Origin of the sequence: Marinifilum breve, assembly GCF_003202155.1 — a bacterium.
GTDB lineage: Bacteria > Bacteroidota > Bacteroidia > Bacteroidales > Marinifilaceae > Marinifilum > Marinifilum breve.
Window position 1 is genome coordinate 244634 of record NZ_QFLI01000002.1, and the last position, 19476, is coordinate 264109.

At 36.5% G+C, this 19476-nt stretch carries 20 protein-coding genes; 16 read left to right on the plus strand and 4 right to left on the minus strand.

Translation table 11 applies throughout. The features are described 5' to 3' along the window. Positions 1 to 2: 2 nt before the first annotated feature. Complete coding sequence (locus tag DF185_RS05145; protein WP_110359667.1) at positions 3 to 509, minus strand: flavodoxin; 507 nt, start codon at positions 507 to 509, stop codon at positions 3 to 5. Between the two features lie 305 nt (positions 510 to 814). Between DF185_RS05145 and DF185_RS05150 the strand changes: the two genes are divergently transcribed. The 6 genes from DF185_RS05150 to DF185_RS05175 all read left to right on the plus strand — a co-directional run bounded on the left by DF185_RS05150 (position 815) and on the right by DF185_RS05175 (position 6653). Beyond that, complete coding sequence (locus DF185_RS05150) at positions 815 to 2425, plus strand: cation:proton antiporter domain-containing protein (RefSeq protein ID WP_110359668.1); 1611 nt, start codon at positions 815 to 817, stop codon at positions 2423 to 2425. 137 nt (positions 2426 to 2562) lie between these two features. Next, positions 2563 to 3021 carry a GyrI-like domain-containing protein gene (locus tag DF185_RS05155; protein ID WP_133249957.1) on the plus strand — a complete coding sequence of 153 codons (459 nt, stop codon included), beginning with the start codon at positions 2563 to 2565 and terminating at the stop codon, positions 3019 to 3021. Positions 3022 to 3089: 68 nt separating this feature from the next. After that, a complete protein-coding gene (locus DF185_RS05160) occupies positions 3090 to 4043 on the plus strand; it encodes a helix-turn-helix transcriptional regulator (protein WP_110359670.1) in 954 nt (317 codons plus the stop codon). 214 nt (positions 4044 to 4257) lie between these two features. Continuing rightward, the gene (locus tag DF185_RS05165; RefSeq protein WP_110359671.1) at positions 4258 to 5181 is read left to right on the plus strand and encodes an SRPBCC family protein; all 924 of its coding nucleotides are present in this window, start codon (positions 4258 to 4260) and stop codon (positions 5179 to 5181) included. 294 nt (positions 5182 to 5475) lie between these two features. Continuing rightward, positions 5476 to 6123: an alpha/beta hydrolase gene (locus tag DF185_RS05170; RefSeq protein ID WP_110359672.1), complete on the plus strand. Its 648-nt coding sequence runs from the start codon at positions 5476 to 5478 to the stop codon at positions 6121 to 6123. Between the two features lie 44 nt (positions 6124 to 6167). Further along, a complete protein-coding gene (locus tag DF185_RS05175) occupies positions 6168 to 6653 on the plus strand; it encodes an asparaginase domain-containing protein (protein ID WP_110359673.1) in 486 nt (161 codons plus the stop codon). A 338-nt stretch (positions 6654 to 6991) separates the two neighbouring features. On the opposite strand, the gene DF185_RS05180 is transcribed toward DF185_RS05175, so the two are convergent. After that, entirely contained in the window at positions 6992 to 7315 is a 324-nt protein-coding gene (locus tag DF185_RS05180; RefSeq protein WP_165835947.1) for an HU family DNA-binding protein, read from the minus strand. Positions 7316 to 7465: 150 nt separating this feature from the next. Then, positions 7466 to 9100: a patatin-like phospholipase family protein gene (locus tag DF185_RS05185; RefSeq protein WP_110359674.1), complete on the minus strand. Its 1635-nt coding sequence runs from the start codon at positions 9098 to 9100 to the stop codon at positions 7466 to 7468. A gap of 251 nt (positions 9101 to 9351) precedes the next feature. Here DF185_RS05185 and DF185_RS05190 point away from each other — a divergent pair, with 251 nt between their 5' ends. The 9 genes from DF185_RS05190 (at position 9352) to DF185_RS05230 (ending at position 16909) form a co-directional block, all read left to right on the plus strand. Continuing rightward, on the plus strand, positions 9352 to 9924 hold the full coding sequence (locus tag DF185_RS05190) for a Crp/Fnr family transcriptional regulator (RefSeq protein WP_110359675.1): 573 nt from the start codon (positions 9352 to 9354) through the stop codon (positions 9922 to 9924). A gap of 374 nt (positions 9925 to 10298) precedes the next feature. Next, positions 10299 to 10841 carry an NADPH-dependent FMN reductase gene (locus DF185_RS05195; protein ID WP_110359676.1) on the plus strand — a complete coding sequence of 181 codons (543 nt, stop codon included), beginning with the start codon at positions 10299 to 10301 and terminating at the stop codon, positions 10839 to 10841. 4 nt (positions 10842 to 10845) lie between these two features. Next, positions 10846 to 11211 carry a DoxX family protein gene (locus DF185_RS05200; protein WP_110359677.1) on the plus strand — a complete coding sequence of 122 codons (366 nt, stop codon included), beginning with the start codon at positions 10846 to 10848 and terminating at the stop codon, positions 11209 to 11211. A 130-nt stretch (positions 11212 to 11341) separates the two neighbouring features. Then, a complete protein-coding gene (locus DF185_RS05205; RefSeq protein ID WP_110360130.1) occupies positions 11342 to 12364 on the plus strand; it encodes a pirin family protein in 1023 nt (340 codons plus the stop codon). Between the two features lie 220 nt (positions 12365 to 12584). Further along, positions 12585 to 13574 (plus strand): hypothetical protein, encoded by a 990-nt coding sequence (locus DF185_RS05210; RefSeq protein WP_133249958.1) that lies wholly within the window; start codon positions 12585 to 12587, stop codon positions 13572 to 13574. Between the two features lie 24 nt (positions 13575 to 13598). Then, entirely contained in the window at positions 13599 to 14780 is a 1182-nt protein-coding gene (locus tag DF185_RS05215; protein WP_110359679.1) for a tetratricopeptide repeat protein, read from the plus strand. Positions 14781 to 14901: 121 nt separating this feature from the next. Next, positions 14902 to 15927, plus strand: coding sequence for a hypothetical protein (locus DF185_RS05220; protein WP_110359680.1), 1026 nt, complete (start codon positions 14902 to 14904; stop codon positions 15925 to 15927). Between the two features lie 89 nt (positions 15928 to 16016). Next, a complete protein-coding gene (locus tag DF185_RS05225; RefSeq protein WP_110359681.1) occupies positions 16017 to 16334 on the plus strand; it encodes an ExbD/TolR family protein in 318 nt (105 codons plus the stop codon). 29 nt (positions 16335 to 16363) lie between these two features. Beyond that, complete coding sequence (locus tag DF185_RS05230; RefSeq protein ID WP_133249960.1) at positions 16364 to 16909, plus strand: hypothetical protein; 546 nt, start codon at positions 16364 to 16366, stop codon at positions 16907 to 16909. 578 nt (positions 16910 to 17487) lie between these two features. On the opposite strand, the gene DF185_RS05235 is transcribed toward DF185_RS05230, so the two are convergent. Continuing rightward, on the minus strand, positions 17488 to 18228 hold the full coding sequence (locus tag DF185_RS05235) for an HU family DNA-binding protein (RefSeq protein ID WP_110359683.1): 741 nt from the start codon (positions 18226 to 18228) through the stop codon (positions 17488 to 17490). Positions 18229 to 18402: 174 nt separating this feature from the next. On the opposite strand from DF185_RS05235, the gene DF185_RS05240 reads away from it, so the two are divergent. Then, positions 18403 to 19416 carry a helix-turn-helix domain-containing protein gene (locus DF185_RS05240; RefSeq protein ID WP_110359684.1) on the plus strand — a complete coding sequence of 338 codons (1014 nt, stop codon included), beginning with the start codon at positions 18403 to 18405 and terminating at the stop codon, positions 19414 to 19416. The last annotated feature ends 60 nt before the right edge of the window (positions 19417 to 19476 follow it).

Below are 19476 nucleotides of genomic sequence, written 5' to 3' on the forward strand. Positions count from 1 at the left end.
TTCTAATTAAATTGATTTTTAAGTTCTGCAACCCAATCTGCTACTCTGTCTTCTGTTTGGTCATCTTGATTTTCGATATCGATAGCCAATCCTACAAGCTTACCGTCTTTTTCTGCTCTCGAAGCATCATATTCATAACCATCAGTAGAGGTTTCGCCAACAAGTTCACAGCTTTTTTCTTCCAGTGTCTCAAAGATCTCACCCATACCATCAACAAATGAATCTGAGTATGAATACTGATCTCCCAAACCAAATAAGGCAACTTTTTTACCATCCATATTGGCACTTGAAATTTCAGATAAAAATCCTTCAAAATCATCTTGCAAATCGCCAATACCCCAAGTAGAAGTTCCTAAAATTAGGTTATTATACTTTTCAAGGTCTGCTGCGCTAGCATCCGCAACATCAATAGTTGATGCGATATCTGCGCCAAGTTCGTCTTGTATTTTTTTTGCTACTGCTTCTGTATTACCGGTGGATGAACCGTAAAAAATTCCGATGTTTTGCATTTTGTTCTTATTTAGATTAATTATACCGACAAAAGTAAAGGGCATTGAGATGTCTATCAATCGCTATATGTTGTGATTTTATGATACTGTAACTTTTTCACCACTCTAAGTGTTTTATGAATCAACACCGTAGTACAAAACACACTTAATCATAAATGGGAATTCATCAAATAAATCACATCTTTGCACCAAAAGATATACCTATATATCATTAGCAAATATTATTGCTCATTGCATAAGATTTATCTATTTTTAGTACTCCGCAAAAGGAGCGCGGGACTTAATCTCTTAAAAAAACATTATTTATGGATCCGGTATGGTTGGCTATTGCCTTTGGTTTAGGACTTCTTGTAAAATTAATTGGCTTACCTCCTTTGGTAGGTTATCTTTTGGCAGGATTTACACTGAAATATTTTGGTGCAGAATCTGATGATTTAATTCAAAGTATATCAGATCTGGGGATTACTCTTCTTCTGTTTACCATTGGATTAAAACTTAGGATCAAAGATCTATTACATCGCGAAATATGGGGAGGCGCGTCCATTCATATGTTACTGGTTACGCTGCTCATGGCAGTTATTTTATTTGGATTAAGTTATACCTCACTACATATATTTACTGATTTTACTTGGCAACAAGCATTAATCATCGGTTTTGCACTCAGCTTTTCAAGTACGATTTATGCAGTAAAAATTCTGGAAGAGAAAAGTGAATTAAAATCTGCATATGGAGTTTTATCCATTGGTATACTAATTATTCAAGACATATTCGCCGTATTTTATATTGTATTGGTTGCAGGAAAGCTTCCAAGTTATTGGGCTATCGGATTACCAGTGTTATTCGTTATCATTCGTCCTGTTCTATTACTGATATTGGAAAAAATTGGTCATGGCGAGATATTAATATTGTATGGCTTCTTCCTGGCTTTTGTGGTAGGTGCTGAATTGTTCAAGTTTGTGGGCCTAAAAGCAGATTTGGGTGCTTTGGTAGTAGGAATCCTGATTTCCAATCACAAAAAAGCAAAAGAATTGGCCGATTCTTTAATGAGTTTCAAAGATATTTTTCTGATTGGTTTCTTCCTTTCCATAGGTTTAATTGGATTACCAAGCTTACAAATGTTGATACTTGCCCTTGTGCTTGCCGTAGCCATAAACTTTAAGGTAATCTTATATTTCCTGGTTCTGACCCGATTTAGAGTCCGAGCACGAACCTCAGTTTTTACATCTTTGGCCCTAGCCAATTTCAGTGAGTTCGGTCTGATTGTAGCCTCAATTGCAGTAGGCAAAGGTTTAATTCCTTCCGATTGGTTGGTATCTATAGCCATCTCTGTAGCCATTACCTTTATAATATCATCACCTTTAAACTCTAATGCCCACAAAATATACTCAGGAATTCGTAAGTATTTGAAAAAGTTCGAAACCGATAAACGATTGGTTTACGATAAAGCTTTTGATATTGGTGATGCAGAAATTCTGGTTTTCGGTATGGGTAAACTTGGAATGGCAGTATACGAGCAATTAAACAGAACCTATGGCCGCAAAGTATTAGGACTTGATTACAATTACGATGTGGTTCAACGGTTAAAAAAGGAAGGCAAGAACATTCAGCAGGACGATGCAGCAGATAGTGAATTCTGGGAAAACATATTCCAGAAATCAAAGAACCACAACGTGCGTTTGGTAATGCTTTGTATGAACGATCACGCATCCAACCTTTTTTCGGTAGAACGATTAAAAAAGACACCTTACAAAGGAAGCATTGCAGCCATTGCCCGATTTGAAGATGAACGCCAACAACTGGAAAAAATGAATGTTGATGCGGTTTACGATATTTATTCTGAAGCTGGATTTGGTTTTGCCAACCATGTTTGCGACCAAATTAATATTGGTTGCGAGATAAATAAGCCCATATGGTAAATCTCGGATACACTAGACCTCTTTTATACGGAATAATGATAATTGAAAACTTTTTTAGAATTCTAAAATCCTACTGACATAAGGCTGTCACTACTGTCATTTAGCTTTGTTCTATTGTTAATTTAAAAATGGAAATTATGAAGAAAGTAACAGCACCAGCAATGACGGTATTGTCCAAAGTCGTGAGAACAACCTTGGAAGATTTAATGAAAAACATTGAAGACTTTCCAAAAGAGATTGTTCAAGAAGCTGTGAATGCAGGCTTGCACCCTTCAGGTCCACAATATTGGATCTATAAATGGGAAACTTGTGTTACCTTAGAAGAATTTGAATTGAAGATTTGTTTGCCCGTTGCCACTTTTGGCAATACATTCTCTAGCGATAAATTTAAGTTAGAGAAGCTGGAAGAATATCAGCATGTAAAGAAAACTCACTTGGGATCATGGGAAAGCCTTAAAGATTCGTACGAAGCATTAACTGAAGAAATGAAAGCAAAAAATATAGTTCCTGGACAAACTTGTCGAGAACTATACATCAATTGTGATTTCGATAAACCTGAGAATAACATTACTGAAATACAGTTTCAAATCAACTAAAAACATGGGAGTGCCAGCTTTCTATTCACGGCTGCACTCCTTTTAATTAAAGCTAAGGATTATCAGTTTTGAACAGAATTGACAGATTACAGGCAATATTAACGCAATTGCAAACCAAAAAGGTAGTCAAAGCGCAAGAAATAGCGGATCGATTTGGCATTAGCCTAAGAACCGTTTATCGTGATATTCGTGCTTTGGAAGAAGGTGGAGTTCCCATTGGCGCCGAGGCAGGTGTGGGATACTTTATTGATGACAACTACTCCTTACCTCCTATCATGTTTACAACCGAAGAAGCTTCTGCTATTCTAATTGCAGGTAAGTTAATTCCACACACATCCGATAAAGCCATCGATCAATCTTTTCAAAATGCTTTGTACAAAATCAAATCGGTAATGAAAACCGAAGATAAAGCCATGCTCGAGAAACTGGAAAGTTCAGTTAAGGTTTTTAATGGTCCCTATGAAATTCCTCAAAGAGATTCCATATACCTACAGGATATACAGCAAGCTTTGGTAAAATCGAAAGTGCTGAAATTGAATTACTTTGCCCATTACAATCAAGAGCATTCCATGCGCGAAGTAGAGCCAATTGGATTGCTTTTTTATGCCCTAAACTGGCACTTAATTGCTTACTGCAGGTTAAGAGGTGATTATCGTGATTTCAGACTCGATAGGATACGAAATCTAGAAATTAGTGAAGAAACTTATCATCGCATTTTAGACAAAGCTTTCGAAGAATATCTGGCGCGCGAAAAAGAGCAGTACCAAACCTTCGAAATTGAACTAAAAATGGAAAAGCAAATGGCATTGTATATTCACGAGGCCAAATACTGGTATGGATACTTAAATGAGAAGGATGATGGACAATTCGTAAACATGAAATTCTTAAATCCTGACTTAAACGGTTTTGCTCGCTGGATTTTAGCAATGACAGATAAAGTTGATATTCTTTCTCCACCCAATTTAAAAAATATGGTAGGTGAAATGGTGAGAAAATTACATGAAAAATACCAAGACACCTAGCCTTAATTTGAATTCAATTAAGCACATGACTATTTTCTATATAATGAAGCTATGTAGGCAGTTCATCTCATTAATTGCTAGCATATACTTACTTTTATTACGGTTCTAGACTTGAAAATCATTTAAACTTGTAACAACTTCTTATTCTTTTTAACTTTAAAGTTCTGATTACAAACCACCTTATATAAAACGAATTACCTAAAATAAAAAACCTATGCCTAAAACACATGTTGAAAAATCAATAACAATTGCCGCTGGACCTGATAAAGTTAGAAGCGTTATCACCGATTTTAACCAGTGGAAACCTTGGTCACCTTGGTTTATTCTTGAACCTGAAGCAAAAGAATCTGTATCCGCTGATGGTAAAAGTCATGAATGGGATGGCAAACGAATTGGGTCTGGAATCATAAGCATTGAAGCTGAAAAAGAAGGCTTGATTCAATATGATCTTAAATTCCTAAAACCATGGAAATCGCAAGCAAAAACCGATTTTATCTTGGAAAAAGTCGATGAGAATACCACAAAGCTTACCTGGACCATGGATGGCTCTCTCCCATTTTTCATGTTCTGGATGAAAAATATGATGGAAAGATTAATTGGTATGGATTACGATCGTGGTTTATTAATGCTGAAAGATTACATCGAAAAGGGTCATGTTGATGCCAAACTTGAATTTCTTGGAGAGTCGCAATTTGAAGGTTGCAATTTTGTTGGTATAAAAAGCGAATGCACCATTGAAACAATTGGAGAAGTAATGGAAGCTGATTTCAAAAAGATCGCTGAATTTGCCAAAGTAAACGAGGATATTGTTACTTGCGATTGGTTCTCGGTGTATCACAAATTTGATTTTAACAAAAACAAGATTGTTTATACTTCTGGAGTTGGAATTAAATCGGATTCTCAAAACATACCTACGGGAATGTTTAAAGGAAGCCTTCCTGCTACCAAAGTACAAACCGTTCGTCATATTGGCCCATATGAACTATCTGGGAATGCATGGAGCGCAATCATGTCCATGGAAAGAGCTAAAGAGTTTAAACAAAACAAGAAAATTCCTCCTATGGAATTCTACCGAAACAGTCCGATGGAAACAGAACCAAAAGACTTAATTTCTGATATTTGCATGGCAATCAAATAATAAGTGCTTTAAATATTTAAAAGGGACATAGTTGAACTATGTCTTTTTTTGTTTCTCTAGTACGTCGAATCAAATCTACCTATTAATTCCTTGTGTGATTATAGTTCGTTTTAAAAATAATTTGTATAATTGTCGAACATAAATCGTAGCACATTGCTACAAGCTTATTTTCTAGCGTAAGGAAGACATTGGGGAAATAAGTTCAGATCTTACGGGGGAATTCCGTATACCTTAACTAATTATAATTAGTTGGTGTACGGAATTTTTTATGCACCAACATTAAAGCATATTGATATGAAGAAAGTATTTATCGCATTAATCGTTGTGGCTGCACTTGGCCTTTCTTTTACGCAAATTCCAATTTTACAGGATCTTACATTTGCTATTGTTTATAACCTAACCGAACAAACTGATCTAAAGGTTAATGGCAAAACCTTGTACATGGATGGCATAATCAATGCCAAAACTCCGGAACAGTTTAAAACAATATTTACTGAACATCAGCATATCGATACCTTGGTAATGTTGGAAGTGCCAGGATCAGTAGATGATGAAGCCAACCTAGAAATTGCGAAATGGGTATCGAAAAAACACTTGGTGTTTGTATTGGAATCCGAAAGTATGATTGCATCAGGGGGAACCGACTTTTTCCTGTCAGGAAAGAAGCGCATCATTAAAAAGGGAGCCAAAGTAGGTGTGCATTCCTGGGCTGGAGAAGGAAAAGTTGCTACCGATTTCCCAAAAGGACACGAATATCACCAACCGTATATCGATTATTACATGGCTGTGGGCTGGAGCAAAGCGGAGGCTGAGAAATTCTATTACTATACCATCGAATCTGCACCTGCTGACGATATCTATTGGATGAGCGACAAAGAGTTGATCGAATATCAAATCAGCACAGAGCCGATTCAGGAAATGAAAATTGGTATCGATTCATAAGAATCTTATCATTGTAGTAAAATCTTAAAACCAAATGTGAATACATGAAATTAGTATTTGTACAAACCGGAGGAACCATTGATAAGGATTATCCTCACACAACAAAAGGTTGGGCATTTGAATTTGGAGAACCGGCTACCAAGCGTATTTTGGAAAAACTCGATCCTTCCTTTGAATTCGAAGTGCTTACATCTTGTCAAAAAGACAGTCTTGAAATTACAGAAGAGGACCGACAGAACCTGGCTGATTTGATAAGCAATCACGAAGGCGACAAATTCATTGTGACCCATGGCACCGACACCATGAGTGAAACCGCAGATTATCTTAGCAAAAAGGTCGGCGATAAGCTGGTGGTAATAACCGGGGCAGTGCGACCAGAAAGGTTTTCCAATTCGGAAGCTCCCATTAACCTGGGATGCGCAATCGCCACTGCCAACCTAATGGACAAAGGAATTTTTATTGCCATGCACGGCATTGTAAAAGAACATTCAGAAATGAAACGCAACTTAGAGACAGGAAAATACTATTAACCTACGATATAACCATAAACAACAAATCTACATCTTGCCGGATGGGCATTGGAAGGTCAAGCTGCTTATGCACAGAAAACTTATAGAAAGACGGGGAAGTTGAGAACTTGTTCGAAAATCACCCCGTCGCACTTAAAGTTTTCAAGTATCAGTAGTTTGAGCTTACTCGCCCTAGATTGTTTGCTTACTTTCTCATCAATGGAGAAAGTAAGAGCCTTCCGGCTTGAGGAGTAAAAGAAATTTCAACTTTTGATACAGGATCAATCCTACCCTCACAATAGGCCACAAAAAAACAGCCACCCCAAGGGCAGCTGTTCCTATGCGCTAGTAGTTGAATACTAGTTTACCGCTTCGTCCATAGCTTTACCAGCCTTGAACTTGATTACTTTCTTAGCAGCAATCTGAATTTCTTTTCCAGTTTGAGGATTTCTACCTGTTCTAGCAGCTCTTTCAGAGATTGAGAATGTACCGAATCCAATCAATTGAGTACTTTCTCCTTTCACTAAAGATTCTTTAATTGAATCCATCATTGCATTTAATGCTTTTTCGCTATCCGCTTTTGACAATTCTGCCTTTTCAGCAATTGCTGAAACCAATTCTTGCTTGTTCATATAATTTTTCTTTATTAAAGTGGGAATATAATAATAAATTCCCCATTTCATTTGATTTTATTGGACTTTCTTGATTAAAATTTTTCCAATTGCTCAACAATATAAGCATTTCTTAAGTACAATAAAAATTTTTATTTGGTCTAGATTATAAAAATTCTCATATCTCTGTAATGATTTTAAACACACCAATACGAATCAAATCTATTCATGGGTATCCACCATAAACATTGGATCCCGGTTAAAAGCCGACCAATCCTTTTTAAGGGCTTTGTACATATCATCCATACCTTCTGCTTCTATCCCGCTCTTTTTCAGCTCTAAAATGTATTTCATCAAGTTGTAGCAGGTCGTAAATTGACCGCATGCAATTAAGGAATTCATTCTATCCTGTTTGATATCTTCCTCGCTCCACCATAGTGTGGTTGGGGCTTCCGAAGCAATCATAGCAACGGTTTTCAATTGTTTTTTAGGAGCAGAAATTTCTCCATTATTTTTCTTTTCCCCATTCAATTCCCCGATAACCGAGCTAATTCTTCGATTTTTCAAGCTCTCCGAAGAGTACAACAGCTCATAGTTCAGGTAACGGATTTGCTTTAAGAAAACGTTATTGATCATTTTCGCACCCGATGTGGCACGCTCTATCATCATGCGCTTTACCAGGTCGATATCCAAACGCTGGAAGGATTTCACCTCATCCAAAAGTGATTCCGGTACATTCTTTCTAAAAACTGCCTTGAGCTTTCTAATGATATCATTCTTTACATGGCCTGCTATTGCACCTATTAAAGTAAAGCTTAAACCAATACCTGTAAGTACACCTCCTACAACATATAAGGATACCCACTCTCTACTCTTAATCAACTCCAAAGAATTAATCAGCATGATCAAAATACCTACCACTAACACAGACCAATACATCCAGTGAACACGAACATACTTTAACAGGCTCTTCACTTTCTCTTTGATCGACATTTGAGTCGTATCCTTGGTGCTTTCCGCTTGCCAGGGCTGCATGTCACTACTACCTACATCGTTTACAATGATTAAATCCAGTGGTTTTGTACGTTGCTTCGAGTTGCTGATGTTCACCATACTCCCAATTCCCTGATTGTCTACAATACCACCATCCATAACGCCAACACCATGGCAGAAATCAGGAAGACGCTTTAAGGCTTTGTAATGTGGGTCCTTTTGATCACGAATGTAATCGTCAGGAAAAACCAAAGGTTCGAAACCAATAGGAAAACATGAGGATGAAGCCACAATATCCGCCAGCTGTACCTTGGCACTGACTTGATTCATTTCTGCACATCGTAAATTGCCATTTCCAAACACACCCACATTCTGAAAGCGGAAAGCTTTGCCATACGAAAACTCGGTGGCATTAAAACAAACATGTTTCAAACTAGGAGATGTGCTCTTCTTGAACATGCCAAACTCTCCCTGAAAAATGGGCATATCGGCATAGGTCAAAGCAAAGGCGTTGATGAGCGAAGGCTTCTTGTACGGATGTTTTGCCCAAACTTCGGTAGATTCCAGCTTTGCTACTGCATCCTCTACCAGCTTGTCCTTTCCAGGCACAAAACTCTGATAAAAAGATTTGTAGAAAGTATGGAAGTCGAAATTCTCTTCCTGAACAGCCTTTGCATAGGCCACAGCAAGCAAGGAACCTCCACTAACCGAACTTACGGCCTCTACATGGCTCAATAAGGACTCTCCTTTGTAGCTAATTTTGTTGAGATAGGATACAACGCCCAGTGAAAAAAAGGTAGCGCGATATCCTCCACCGCTAAAACATAAGCCGATGGATTCGAATGGGGTGATTGGGGTTTGCATAAGTAGATTGTTTAAATAGAGTTAATTTTTCCGAATGTTAAATTTACAATTTTTCAACTAAGCAAAGAAATTATTGTTATTCCTCTATTAGATTGTATCCTAAATACAAAGAATTAGAACCAATTTGAAAAGCTAAAACTCCCATAGCACATAAATTCTTTATATAGAAGAAAATTAGCTATTTTTCATGCTGAAAGAGATGAAGTGTTATTGCTAAACCTCATCAAAATTTAAATGAATTAAAACCTCATATGAGCACAATAGTAGACTTTTACAATCACTTTTTAAAAATACAAATGACCCAATCCCAAGAGGAATATGTTTTGAGTCAGTATAAAAGAGTAAGTGTAAAGAAAAAGACCATCATATTTAGAGAAGGAGATGAAAATACCAAGCACTATATTATTGAGAAAGGACTAGTACGCCTGTATATAATTGATCCGAAAGGAAAAGAAATTAATATTCTATTTGCTAAGGAAAATCAAGTGATTGGAGATTTAGCAACTCCTCAGGCAACCTGTTTTTTTCTTGAAACAACTGAGGATAGCATTCTTTATTCCATTGATGATAAAGGAATGAAACATGTAGTTGAAGTATTGGGAGCCTCTAATGGAATGGAAAATGGTCTTCGTAGATCCTACGTGAGCATTCAAAGACGACTGGTATCCATCCTTTCGAAATCGGCAGAAGAAAACTACCTTGAATTCAAAGAAAAATATCCCGATTTAATTCAACGCCTGCCCCAATATCATATTGCCTCCTATTTAGGCGTTAGTGCTGAGTTTTTGAGTAAAATAATTGCGCGCACAACAAAAGCCAACTAATTCATACGATCTTGAATGACCTACTCTATCCTCCTATTAGAAAAGACTATTAAGTATTAAAATCTCTCTGTAATTTAAAATATATAACGAATCAGGCTATATTTAAGGCAGAAAGTCTAATTTATTTCAGTCCGAGATATCTTCTCGGGTCATAAGATCATTTCTGAAAACGTCCTGAGAGGACAATTCAATTTTAAACTGTCCTTTCAGGACGTATGCTTGCCTTAATTACCTTCCCCAAAACCATGCCTCTAGCTAGAATAAATTGCCCCTAAAACTGCCCTTTCCTACTTTCTTGAACTAGTTCAATTTTTCTTATTTAAAACCATTCTACATTTGTAATATCAAATACGAACAAACAAAAAATAGATAAAATGAACAAGAAAATTTTAGGATTTGGAGGCAGCAACAGTGCCAATTCAATCAACAAAACTTTAGCTAGCTATGTGAGCTATAGAATAGAAGATGTGAATGTTACCATTGCCGACTTAAATGATTACATCATGCCATTGTATTCTATCGACTTGGAAACACAAAACGGCATACCGCAGCAAGCTTACGAGTTTGAAAAGTTAATCAAAGAGGCAGATGGAATTGTATTATCCCTGGCAGAGCACAATGGCCTGCCTAGTGCCTCTTTTAAAAATTTGAGCGACTGGATGTCCAGAATCGATCCGAAGGTATGGAAAGACAAACCAATAATGCTTATGGCTACTTCGCCAGGAGAAAGAGGTGGTGCAAGTGTGCTTGGCATTATGAAAGGACTGATGCCCTATGCTGGTGGCAATGTGGTGAGCGATTTTTCCCTGCCTTCGTTTTACGACAATTTTTCGGAGAATGGAATTCAAGATGAAGGATTGAAAAAAGAGCTATTCGAGAAGATTAAAATATTTGAAAACGAAATCAATAAAAACTAATAAAATGAATCAGAAAAGAAATAAAATCGTCTATTTCGGTGCAACAGGTATTCTTTCTGTACTCATGCTACTATCTGTAAGCATGTACTTTTTACAAAATGAGACCATAAGTCAGGCATTTGAAGCACTTGGTTTCCCAACCTATTTGGTATATCCGTTAGCCATAGCTAAAATATTGGGCTTAGTAGCCATTTGGACAAAAATGTCGAACATGCTAAAAGAATGGGCCTATGCGGGATTTTTATTTGTATTTACACTGGCTTTAAGCGCTCATGTGGTGGCAAAGGATGGACAGTTCGTGGCACCTATATTGGCAATCGTACTGTTGGGAGTTTCCTATTTCTTTAATAATAAACTACAATTGAAATAATACAGGCTCAATATCAAGCTAAATTAGGATGGAAAACACAGGATATCCGTTTCCTGTTTCCATCCTAATAAAAAGAGAGAGTGGAATATCAATTGGGCCATCTGATCATTTACATTTAAAAAGCGGAAACATGAAATCAAGTAAAATATTAAAAATAAAACCCCTAGGCTTCCCTTGGGAAACAAGCGACCCATTTTTATTTTGTGCTCACCACAGGGATGTGTATCCAAAAGGAGATGGCAAGTTGGGCCTTCCAATGGAAGAGCTAAAAGGTCGAAACATAGGTCAGGATTTTAGCCTGAAAAATGGATACAGAATGTACCATGGCTCCCACATTCCTGGATTCCCTTATCATCCACACCGTGGGTTTGAAACCATTAGCATTAACAAGGAAGGATATGTGGACCATAGCGATTCATTGGGAGCAGCAGGACGATTTGGCCCGGGTGATGTGCAATGGATGACCGCAGGCAAAGGCGTTCAGCACTCCGAAATGTTCCCTTTGCTGAATGAAAACAAAGAGAATCCCTTGGAGATATTTCAGGTATGGTTGAACCTGCCCAAGGCAAACAAATTTGTGGAACCACACTTTAAAATGCTGTGGAACGACATGATTCCCCGTATAACCGAAAGCGACAAGCAGGGAAGAAATACAGAGATCAATATCATTGCAGGAGAATTAAATGGCGTGCATGCACCAGAGCCAACACCCAATTCCTGGGCAAAGAATCCTGAGCATGGCGTTTGTATCCTCACCATGAAAATGGAGGCCAATGCTACATTTACTTTGTCAGCAGCCAAAAGCAAAGAACTTGGCAGAAGCTTGTATTTTTACAAAGGAAGCAGCATCAGTATAGATGGGGAAAAGATAAATGAATACCATTTGATACAGCTAAAAGCCGATGAAGACATCCATATGGAATGTGGCGATACCAATGGCTATTTGTTGTTGCTGCAAGGAAAACCCATTGGCGAGCCAGTAGCGCAGTACGGACCTTTTGTAATGAATACGCAGGCCGAAATACAAGAAGCCTTTACCGATTTTAACAAAACACAGTTCGGTGGATGGCCCTGGCCCCTAAAAGAACAAGTGCATGAGAAGCACAAAGGAAGATTTGCCTTGCATGCCAACGGCACAGAAGAGATTAAATAATACCAGAAAGATTTGATTGTAAAATAAAGCCAAACAGCATGGAGTTGTTTGGCTTTTTTCTGTTTAGGCAACTCCAGTCTTATTTACTAATAACATATATATCAATATTTATTTGGAATTATTCTTTAAGGTTATCTTAACTGATTTTTATGATACTTTCTTAATTTTGAAAACAACCAAGTATGACAAACAATATTACCCATTCAAAATATTAACTCCAATGAAAAAACTACTGCTTTTAACAATCTTAATAGCATTTATAACTCAGAGTTGTAATTTAGGAACTCATAGTACTTGGAAGGACGAAAATATCGAATCGAGCGTACGAAATGAAATTAGGGAACTAGATGAGAAAGTATTAAAAGCTGTAACTACCAATAATACAACTCTCATTAAATCGATAATGGCTAAAGAGCTTTTAGAAAAAAGTGGTGACAATATTGACCAGTTAATTCTACAGGCAAGTAATATCATTACAAGCACGGATTACAGAATCTTAAATCAATTTCAGGTTAAAAATACAACTACAAACATTGGAAACACAGTTGTTTCAGGTTTAAACGCCCCAAATGACTACATCATACAATATAAGGCCCTGAACAAAGAAATGTTTGTTTCCCTTCTTATTCCGAAAAATGAACTTAATGAGTTTATTATAACAAACATTTACGGAAAATCCCCTGAAGGATGGAAATTAAATATCCTTCAGTTCGGTCAATATAAGATTAATGGACAAACAGCTCCTGAACTATACTCTATAGCAAAGGATAAATTGGAGAAAGGACATTTAGTTGATGCGGCAAATTCAATGTTCTTGTGCTCACTTGTTGCAAAACCTGCAAATCAATTCTGGCAATATCAAAATGAAGATCAAATGAAAAGTTTGCAAGAAGAAATCTTGGGTAAAATAAATGAGCAATACACTTTCCCTTTGACGATTAATGAAATTGAATCTAAACCACAAATTCTAACAATACATCCCCAGGGAGTTCAAGAAGGATTCTATCCTATGATTGAATACCTAACCACCATTGACTTAAAAGATACGATTAGCACCAAGCTTGAAAACAATAAACTCCATAGCTTAATTGGCAAAATGTTTAAAGGCATTGATCAAGACAAGGATTATATTTTATACAAAGCATTCAGCCAAATGCCGGATGGTAAGACTCCTGTCCCAACCTATGGATTTGTTAAGAAATTAAAATAAAAGTGAATTACTAAAACAAATAGCATGAAACGCATTCTAACCCTATTTTTGATCTTTAATTTCTCATTGTCTTTTGCCCAAGACAATACTCTTGAAAAGGCTAATAAACTGATAGAAACAAAGAAATATGAATCGGCATATCAAGTTCTGAATGATGCTGATCCGAATAACCAAAAACCTGAAATCGCCATTGCCAAAACCAATTTGTTTCTAAACTATTTTGCTACCAGCATAATGCACCAAATGTTTGCACTGACTGATCTGAATCCAGATGAAGATATTATGGATGTTAGAGGCAAGGCAGGAAATTATGCAATGTTTCGATTTTCGGCCGATTCAGTATTAATCAACTTGATAAAGAAGTATCCAAAAAACTATAAATTGAAAAAAGAACTTGGCAATTACTATCACGAAGTTCATTTGAAATATCAAGGCAGATGGTTGCAGCCAGATTCTCTTTTGATTGACCAATTTAAAAGGAATTATCTAGTTGCCTATAATAATGGCACATATGATTATTGGTCGACTTATGGAATTGGCTATGCTTACCTTATGAATAAAGAGTTCAAATCTTCTATTCCTTTCTTCGAAAAATCCATCGAACTACGCAATGATTATCCATCAAGTCATTACAATCTTGCTTATGCTTATTTGTATACCGATCAGAGAGAAAAAGGCATTGAGAGTGCTAAAAATGCTATGAACTTGTACGAATACCCAGACTACAAAGCTGATGCAGCACGAATGATTGCCGTAATGTATCGAGAAACTGAAGATTACGAAAAGGCCATTGATTTTTACAAACAAGCTGATCAAATTCTGCCTAATAGTTACTATACGCTTAGACCCTTATTGGAATTAGAATTGTCCCTTAAAAAGGAAGAATACAAAGAAAGAACCAATCAATTTTTCTTGGTGGCCCCAGGAAATCCAACCATCTACCAGGATTTAATGAATATCTACTGGAACAATAAAAAAGAAGGTGAACTTCTTGCCTTTCTTACGCAACAACACAAAAATTACCAACAAGACCCAAAGGTGGATGGAAACTTGTATTTCTATACCGCACTAATTCAATACGACAAGGAAGATTTCAGCAATGCCAAGCTAAACTTTGAGAAGTCAAGAGAGGTATTCAAGAAAGTGTTTGAAGCCAATCATCAAGTATTCGAAGTTATTGACTCTTATACGAAGGAGATAAATTAGAAACAGCTTGAAAATGATAAAACAGATCCTTTATATAAGCTTTACCCTATTGTGCTTATCTGTACATTCACAAAACAATCTAATCGTCGATTCTGAACTAGTTATTGATGATTGTTATTCAATGAGTGTGCTAAAAGCAGTAAAATTAAATGATTCAATTGTTCTGCTTGCAGCTCAAGTTAATACTAGCGAAGTGGATAAGAACAAACTTGCCATCTATTTGTTAAAAGGTGACAAGATAACCTCAAAAACAATATTAAAGCCTAAAGAGTATATGAACTATCAGGATGTGATACCTATGAATAAAGGTATCCTTGTTACTGGTAGTATTTTTACTGACGACGATTTGGAACAAGACTATATCACCTACTTCGATTTTAAGGGAGATTGCAAATGGAACTTAGGCCTTGAGAAAAAATACGAAGGAATTTTCCGCTTGGAAAAGACTTCTGATGGAATAATCGCTTTATCAAGTGGAAATGAAGGACTATTCAGCTATGAAATTAATTACAAGGGAGTGATTTTAAAAAAAGAACAAATACCTGTTGGCAATTATCTGATAGATGCCTTTATAAACAAAGATGAACACATTTTAATAACTTCAGTTGTTCTAAATAATGAAGGAGAAACTGTAAACTGGGATATTCACTTGTTTAATTCAAACCTGGAATTAATAGCACATAACTCCCCTGGTTTTCCTGACGCATTCACCGTAGAAGATATAATCGAAACTGATGAAAACTATTTGATTGTTGGAGATGTTGAGCTTAATAATGCTCTGATTCCACAAAGCTATACCATCGATAAAGATTTACAACTTTCACACTCGGCATCATACCATTATCAACCTGCTTATTATAAGTTCAAAAGTAATTTTCAACTAAATGATATTTCTCTAATAAAGTCAAAAAACTTATTCATAGCTTCTGGTGTTACAAAAGTTGTAAATGATGAAACTAACATCATTTTTTTAATAGATGAATATTCAATGATCAATCACAAAATGCTCGATTTATCGGGTGGAATCTGGAAAAACAATAATGTAATTGTAAGAGATAACAATCAAGTAGTAGTCTTCGAAGATGTGTTAAAACCAGATGGATTTAATACATACATCAAAAAAGTAAATCTGAAAATAACAGAATAAAATACTTAGAATCTCCATTGCGCACGAAACAAAGTTCAACAAAATCAATTTTCTTGTGTGTTATATACTAACACTAGAACAAAAACAATATGAGAAACTTATTAATTATCTTTTGTATCATATTGACTTCATGTCAATTGAGAGAAGTGAAGAATACATCTGAAACAAGAATTACCATTGAAGTAAAACAAAACAAGGAAATTTTGCTTGATGGCAAAGCTGTTGAAATAAAGGATATCCACCAAAAACTTATTGATTATAAATCAAGTGACAAAAGGAATAAAAAAGATAAATATCTAATAGAATTAAAGGTGTATGGAGAAACTAAAATGGGTGTTATAATGGAAATCAAGCAAGAATTAAGGAAAGCTAATATGCTTAAATTGGAGTATAAGGCAATTCAATAAATAATGCCTTACAGCTAAACTATTATAAAATGAAAAAATACCATCAACCAGAATGCTCTTGCGCTCCCACACGATTAAAACTTACAAAACTGGGCTATTTAGGACATTATGCCTTTGTGTTCTTTGTCCTCTTTCCATTTTTATTGTCCATCTTCTCTTACATCAAATTCCTTAATGGCAATTACGATGGTTTGAGACCTATCAGAGAAATGTTTGATGGCACTTCTATTTTTGTAGGCATTGCATTCATTTTGTTTTTATTACAATACAAAAGGCTTCGATTCAAAATATATTCAATCAGCATATCCGAAGAAAAAGTAATTGAGATATGCCATAAAATTGCTGAGGTAAACGAATGGAAAATTAAGCAAAGCACGAAAAATGTATTTGTTGCTAGCACCGAAGTCCCATTTGATTTTATTGGTGAAGTAATCACGGTGATCGTGCATCATCAAAAAGTATATATCAATTGCATATGCGATCCATATAAAAGACCAAACATTACATCATTCGGTTACAATAGAAAGTATAAACAGGAAATCATAAGGCAAATTAATAATGCAACAATGGAGTAAGCCTATTGTGACCCTCGCTACCGAACGAATCCCTTCGTGTGGCATTCATCAACAATCATCACAAAACCTTTCAGCAAGAAAAAGCACCAACAACCCCAATGGTTTCGGTGCGCTGCACCTATTTGAAAATATTGCGAATGGTTCTATAAAGCTTACGCAGCTCTGCTGCTTTATTCATTAAGCCTTTAGGGTTAATTATGGTGCAGAGCACCCAAATATTTATAGAAAGTTTGAGAATGAAACACAAAAAGGTACAGCGTACCGTTACCTAAGCGCACAATTACAGCACCCTTCGCTACCGCACGAATCCCTTCGTGTGGTATTCATCAACAATCAGCATAAATACGTTCAGCGAGAAATATGCTAAGCATCTTTGAGATGCTTAGCATGTCACAAAACTACTCCCCAAAGAATCGACAGTCCATTAGCCTAATACCTCACGCTCGGGTATTACTATACCGCAGACCGCATTAGCCTAATACCGCACACTGGGGTATTATAATACCCGACAGTCGATTATAAAAAAAGAGGCCTCTCCAAAAAAGGAAAGACCTCAACAGTGAAAGCATGTAGACAAATTATGCATCCACTTCAAGTAGATAGTCGAAAACAAATGTTCTTGGTTCTTTCAAGAATACTTTAGAAGAGCTATGCTGCGTAACAACTACCAAACGATAATCCCCAGCAGCCAAATCGGCTGGTACAACAAAACTGAGTTTTGAAGGTGAATTGGTAGAGATGTGTGTTGCAGGAATTAATGTTTCATCTTTGGTATCCTCCTTGATTAACTTGATACCTATTCCCTCTTTGTCTCCTTCAATTTTAATGCGTGTTCCTTCAACATTGACCGGAGCACCAGGGGTAAGCTTTTGGTTAGTTGTTCCCGAAGCAACATCGATTACAGAGTTAATTGCCATTGGTGAAGCAGCCATTCCGCGAACATTTACCGTGCATTTTTTCACTGCTTTTCGCAATTCGGCAGTAGGTGTAACATGTACCGAAAGAGCATGTTTTTCACTATCCCACTTGGCATTATCGCCAACAAATACACCATTTACATTCAAATGAAAATAGCCTAGTCCGAATTGAACTGAAGCTCCATTGCAGATTTCCTCAATGGCGATATTCTTTAAAATATCGATTGCTGCGCGCAAAGTGTTTTCACTAAAATCGGTTCTTCTCGACACGGCAATGTCCACCAAATCATCTTCGTTAAACGATAGACTGGTAACTACTCTTGCAAATCGATCATCTTTCTTCTCAGTGATTGACAAATCGTGTAATTCAAGCATTACACTGTTCTTTTCTTTTACTTCCATGAGCAAATTATTTTAGTTAGTTAAAAAATACCAGAATTAGCACTTCAATGCTGTATCTGATTAATTGTGTGATGTTTTTATTGCACCTACGCAATAAAATAAGTTGTATGAAGTTAAGTAAGAATAGCAATCAATACTTTAACAATAGGAACTAAAAATTCAACAATCGGTACCATGAGCCATTTTAATAGGGAGATGTCATCTGCAAATACCATGAGCAAGGAAGAATATCTTTTTTTATTGAAGGACTTCTACAAAGACTTGAATCTTCCATACAAGTATCAGGATAGGAATGAGAATCACTTTCGATTGGAACGCAAGTGTTTGCCGGGCATCAGCTTAAACCTTGTGGAGTTTCGTGTGCCTTATAATCTTAGGTATCTTAATCCAGATCATGAACCCATATTTAGCATTGGTTTTATGATACAGGGGCAACTGGATTACATCATCCATGAAAGAAAATATTCCTTCAATACAGGCCAAAACAACATTATTGTAGTTCCCAATGAAGATCGCCCTTCCCTACTGTTTAAGGCCCACACCTTTTACTCTTATCGTTCCTGTATTTTCGAAAGGGATTACCTTGAACATCTATTCAGTCGCTACCCCGAAAAACTGAAAGCTTTGTATGCCAACTATCAAAATGGCAAGTACTCTACCCTAAAGCCTGACAACCTGATCAACACACGTGAAATTCAATTCATCATCCAACAAATTGACGGTGAGTTTGCCAAGCCACAGCCAGATGATTTATACCTGGAGGCAAAAATATTGGAATTGCTATCCTTACAGATTCAATCCTCTACTTGCGAAAATTTCGCTGCATTTAATTTGAAAGCCTGCGATCGGGATAAAATTCGAGAAGCGGAATTTCTGCTTACCAAAGATTTAAATCAAGCCTATACCATCGAACAGTTGTCACGGGAAGTTGGTCTCAATACCAAAAAGCTAAAAATGGGTTTCAAGCAGATTTTTGGCAATACCATTCATGTTCATCTTTTGGCTCATAAAATGAAACGAGCCTGCCATCTTTTGCTAAAATCAGATCTAAACATCGCCGAAGTCGGCCTGGAATGCGGCTTTGATAATGCTTCGCACTTTTCTACGGCCTTTAAGAAGCAATTTGGGGTGAGGCCGCTGGATTTTCGGAGGGGGAAGTCGAACATGTCAAGCATCTCCAAAATGTGAGACATGTAATAAAACTAGCCTTCCAAAAAGTTCTCTAATCAAGTAGTATTAATAACATCA

What these genes read in the sequence shown, in the direction of transcription:
- DF185_RS05155 (WP_133249957.1), top strand. Translation starts at nt 2,563, where the DNA reads ATGAAGAAAGTAACAGCACCAGCAATGACGGTATTGTCCAAAGTCGTG.
- DF185_RS05220 (WP_110359680.1), top strand. Translation starts at nt 14,902, where the DNA reads ATGAGTGTGCTAAAAGCAGTAAAATTAAATGATTCAATTGTTCTGCTT.
- DF185_RS05200 (WP_110359677.1), top strand. Translation starts at nt 10,846, where the DNA reads ATGAATCAGAAAAGAAATAAAATCGTCTATTTCGGTGCAACAGGTATT.
- DF185_RS05175 (WP_110359673.1), top strand. Translation starts at nt 6,168, where the DNA reads ATGAAATTAGTATTTGTACAAACCGGAGGAACCATTGATAAGGATTAT.
- DF185_RS05230 (WP_133249960.1), top strand. Translation starts at nt 16,364, where the DNA reads ATGAAAAAATACCATCAACCAGAATGCTCTTGCGCTCCCACACGATTA.
- DF185_RS05205 (WP_110360130.1), top strand. Translation starts at nt 11,342, where the DNA reads ATGAAATCAAGTAAAATATTAAAAATAAAACCCCTAGGCTTCCCTTGG.
- DF185_RS05165 (WP_110359671.1), top strand. Translation starts at nt 4,258, where the DNA reads ATGCCTAAAACACATGTTGAAAAATCAATAACAATTGCCGCTGGACCT.
- DF185_RS05195 (WP_110359676.1), top strand. Translation starts at nt 10,299, where the DNA reads ATGAACAAGAAAATTTTAGGATTTGGAGGCAGCAACAGTGCCAATTCA.
- DF185_RS05225 (WP_110359681.1), top strand. Translation starts at nt 16,017, where the DNA reads ATGAGAAACTTATTAATTATCTTTTGTATCATATTGACTTCATGTCAA.
- DF185_RS05170 (WP_110359672.1), top strand. Translation starts at nt 5,476, where the DNA reads ATGAAGAAAGTATTTATCGCATTAATCGTTGTGGCTGCACTTGGCCTT.
- DF185_RS05240 (WP_110359684.1), top strand. Translation starts at nt 18,403, where the DNA reads ATGAGCCATTTTAATAGGGAGATGTCATCTGCAAATACCATGAGCAAG.
- DF185_RS05185 (WP_110359674.1), bottom strand. Translation starts at nt 9,100, where the DNA reads ATGCAAACCCCAATCACCCCATTCGAATCCATCGGCTTATGTTTTAGC.
- DF185_RS05150 (WP_110359668.1), top strand. Translation starts at nt 815, where the DNA reads ATGGATCCGGTATGGTTGGCTATTGCCTTTGGTTTAGGACTTCTTGTA.
- DF185_RS05235 (WP_110359683.1), bottom strand. Translation starts at nt 18,228, where the DNA reads ATGGAAGTAAAAGAAAAGAACAGTGTAATGCTTGAATTACACGATTTG.
- DF185_RS05210 (WP_133249958.1), top strand. Translation starts at nt 12,585, where the DNA reads ATGAAAAAACTACTGCTTTTAACAATCTTAATAGCATTTATAACTCAG.
- DF185_RS05180 (WP_165835947.1), bottom strand. Translation starts at nt 7,315, where the DNA reads ATGAAATGGGGAATTTATTATTATATTCCCACTTTAATAAAGAAAAAT.
- DF185_RS05145 (WP_110359667.1), bottom strand. Translation starts at nt 509, where the DNA reads ATGCAAAACATCGGAATTTTTTACGGTTCATCCACCGGTAATACAGAA.
- DF185_RS05215 (WP_110359679.1), top strand. Translation starts at nt 13,599, where the DNA reads ATGAAACGCATTCTAACCCTATTTTTGATCTTTAATTTCTCATTGTCT.
- DF185_RS05190 (WP_110359675.1), top strand. Translation starts at nt 9,352, where the DNA reads ATGAGCACAATAGTAGACTTTTACAATCACTTTTTAAAAATACAAATG.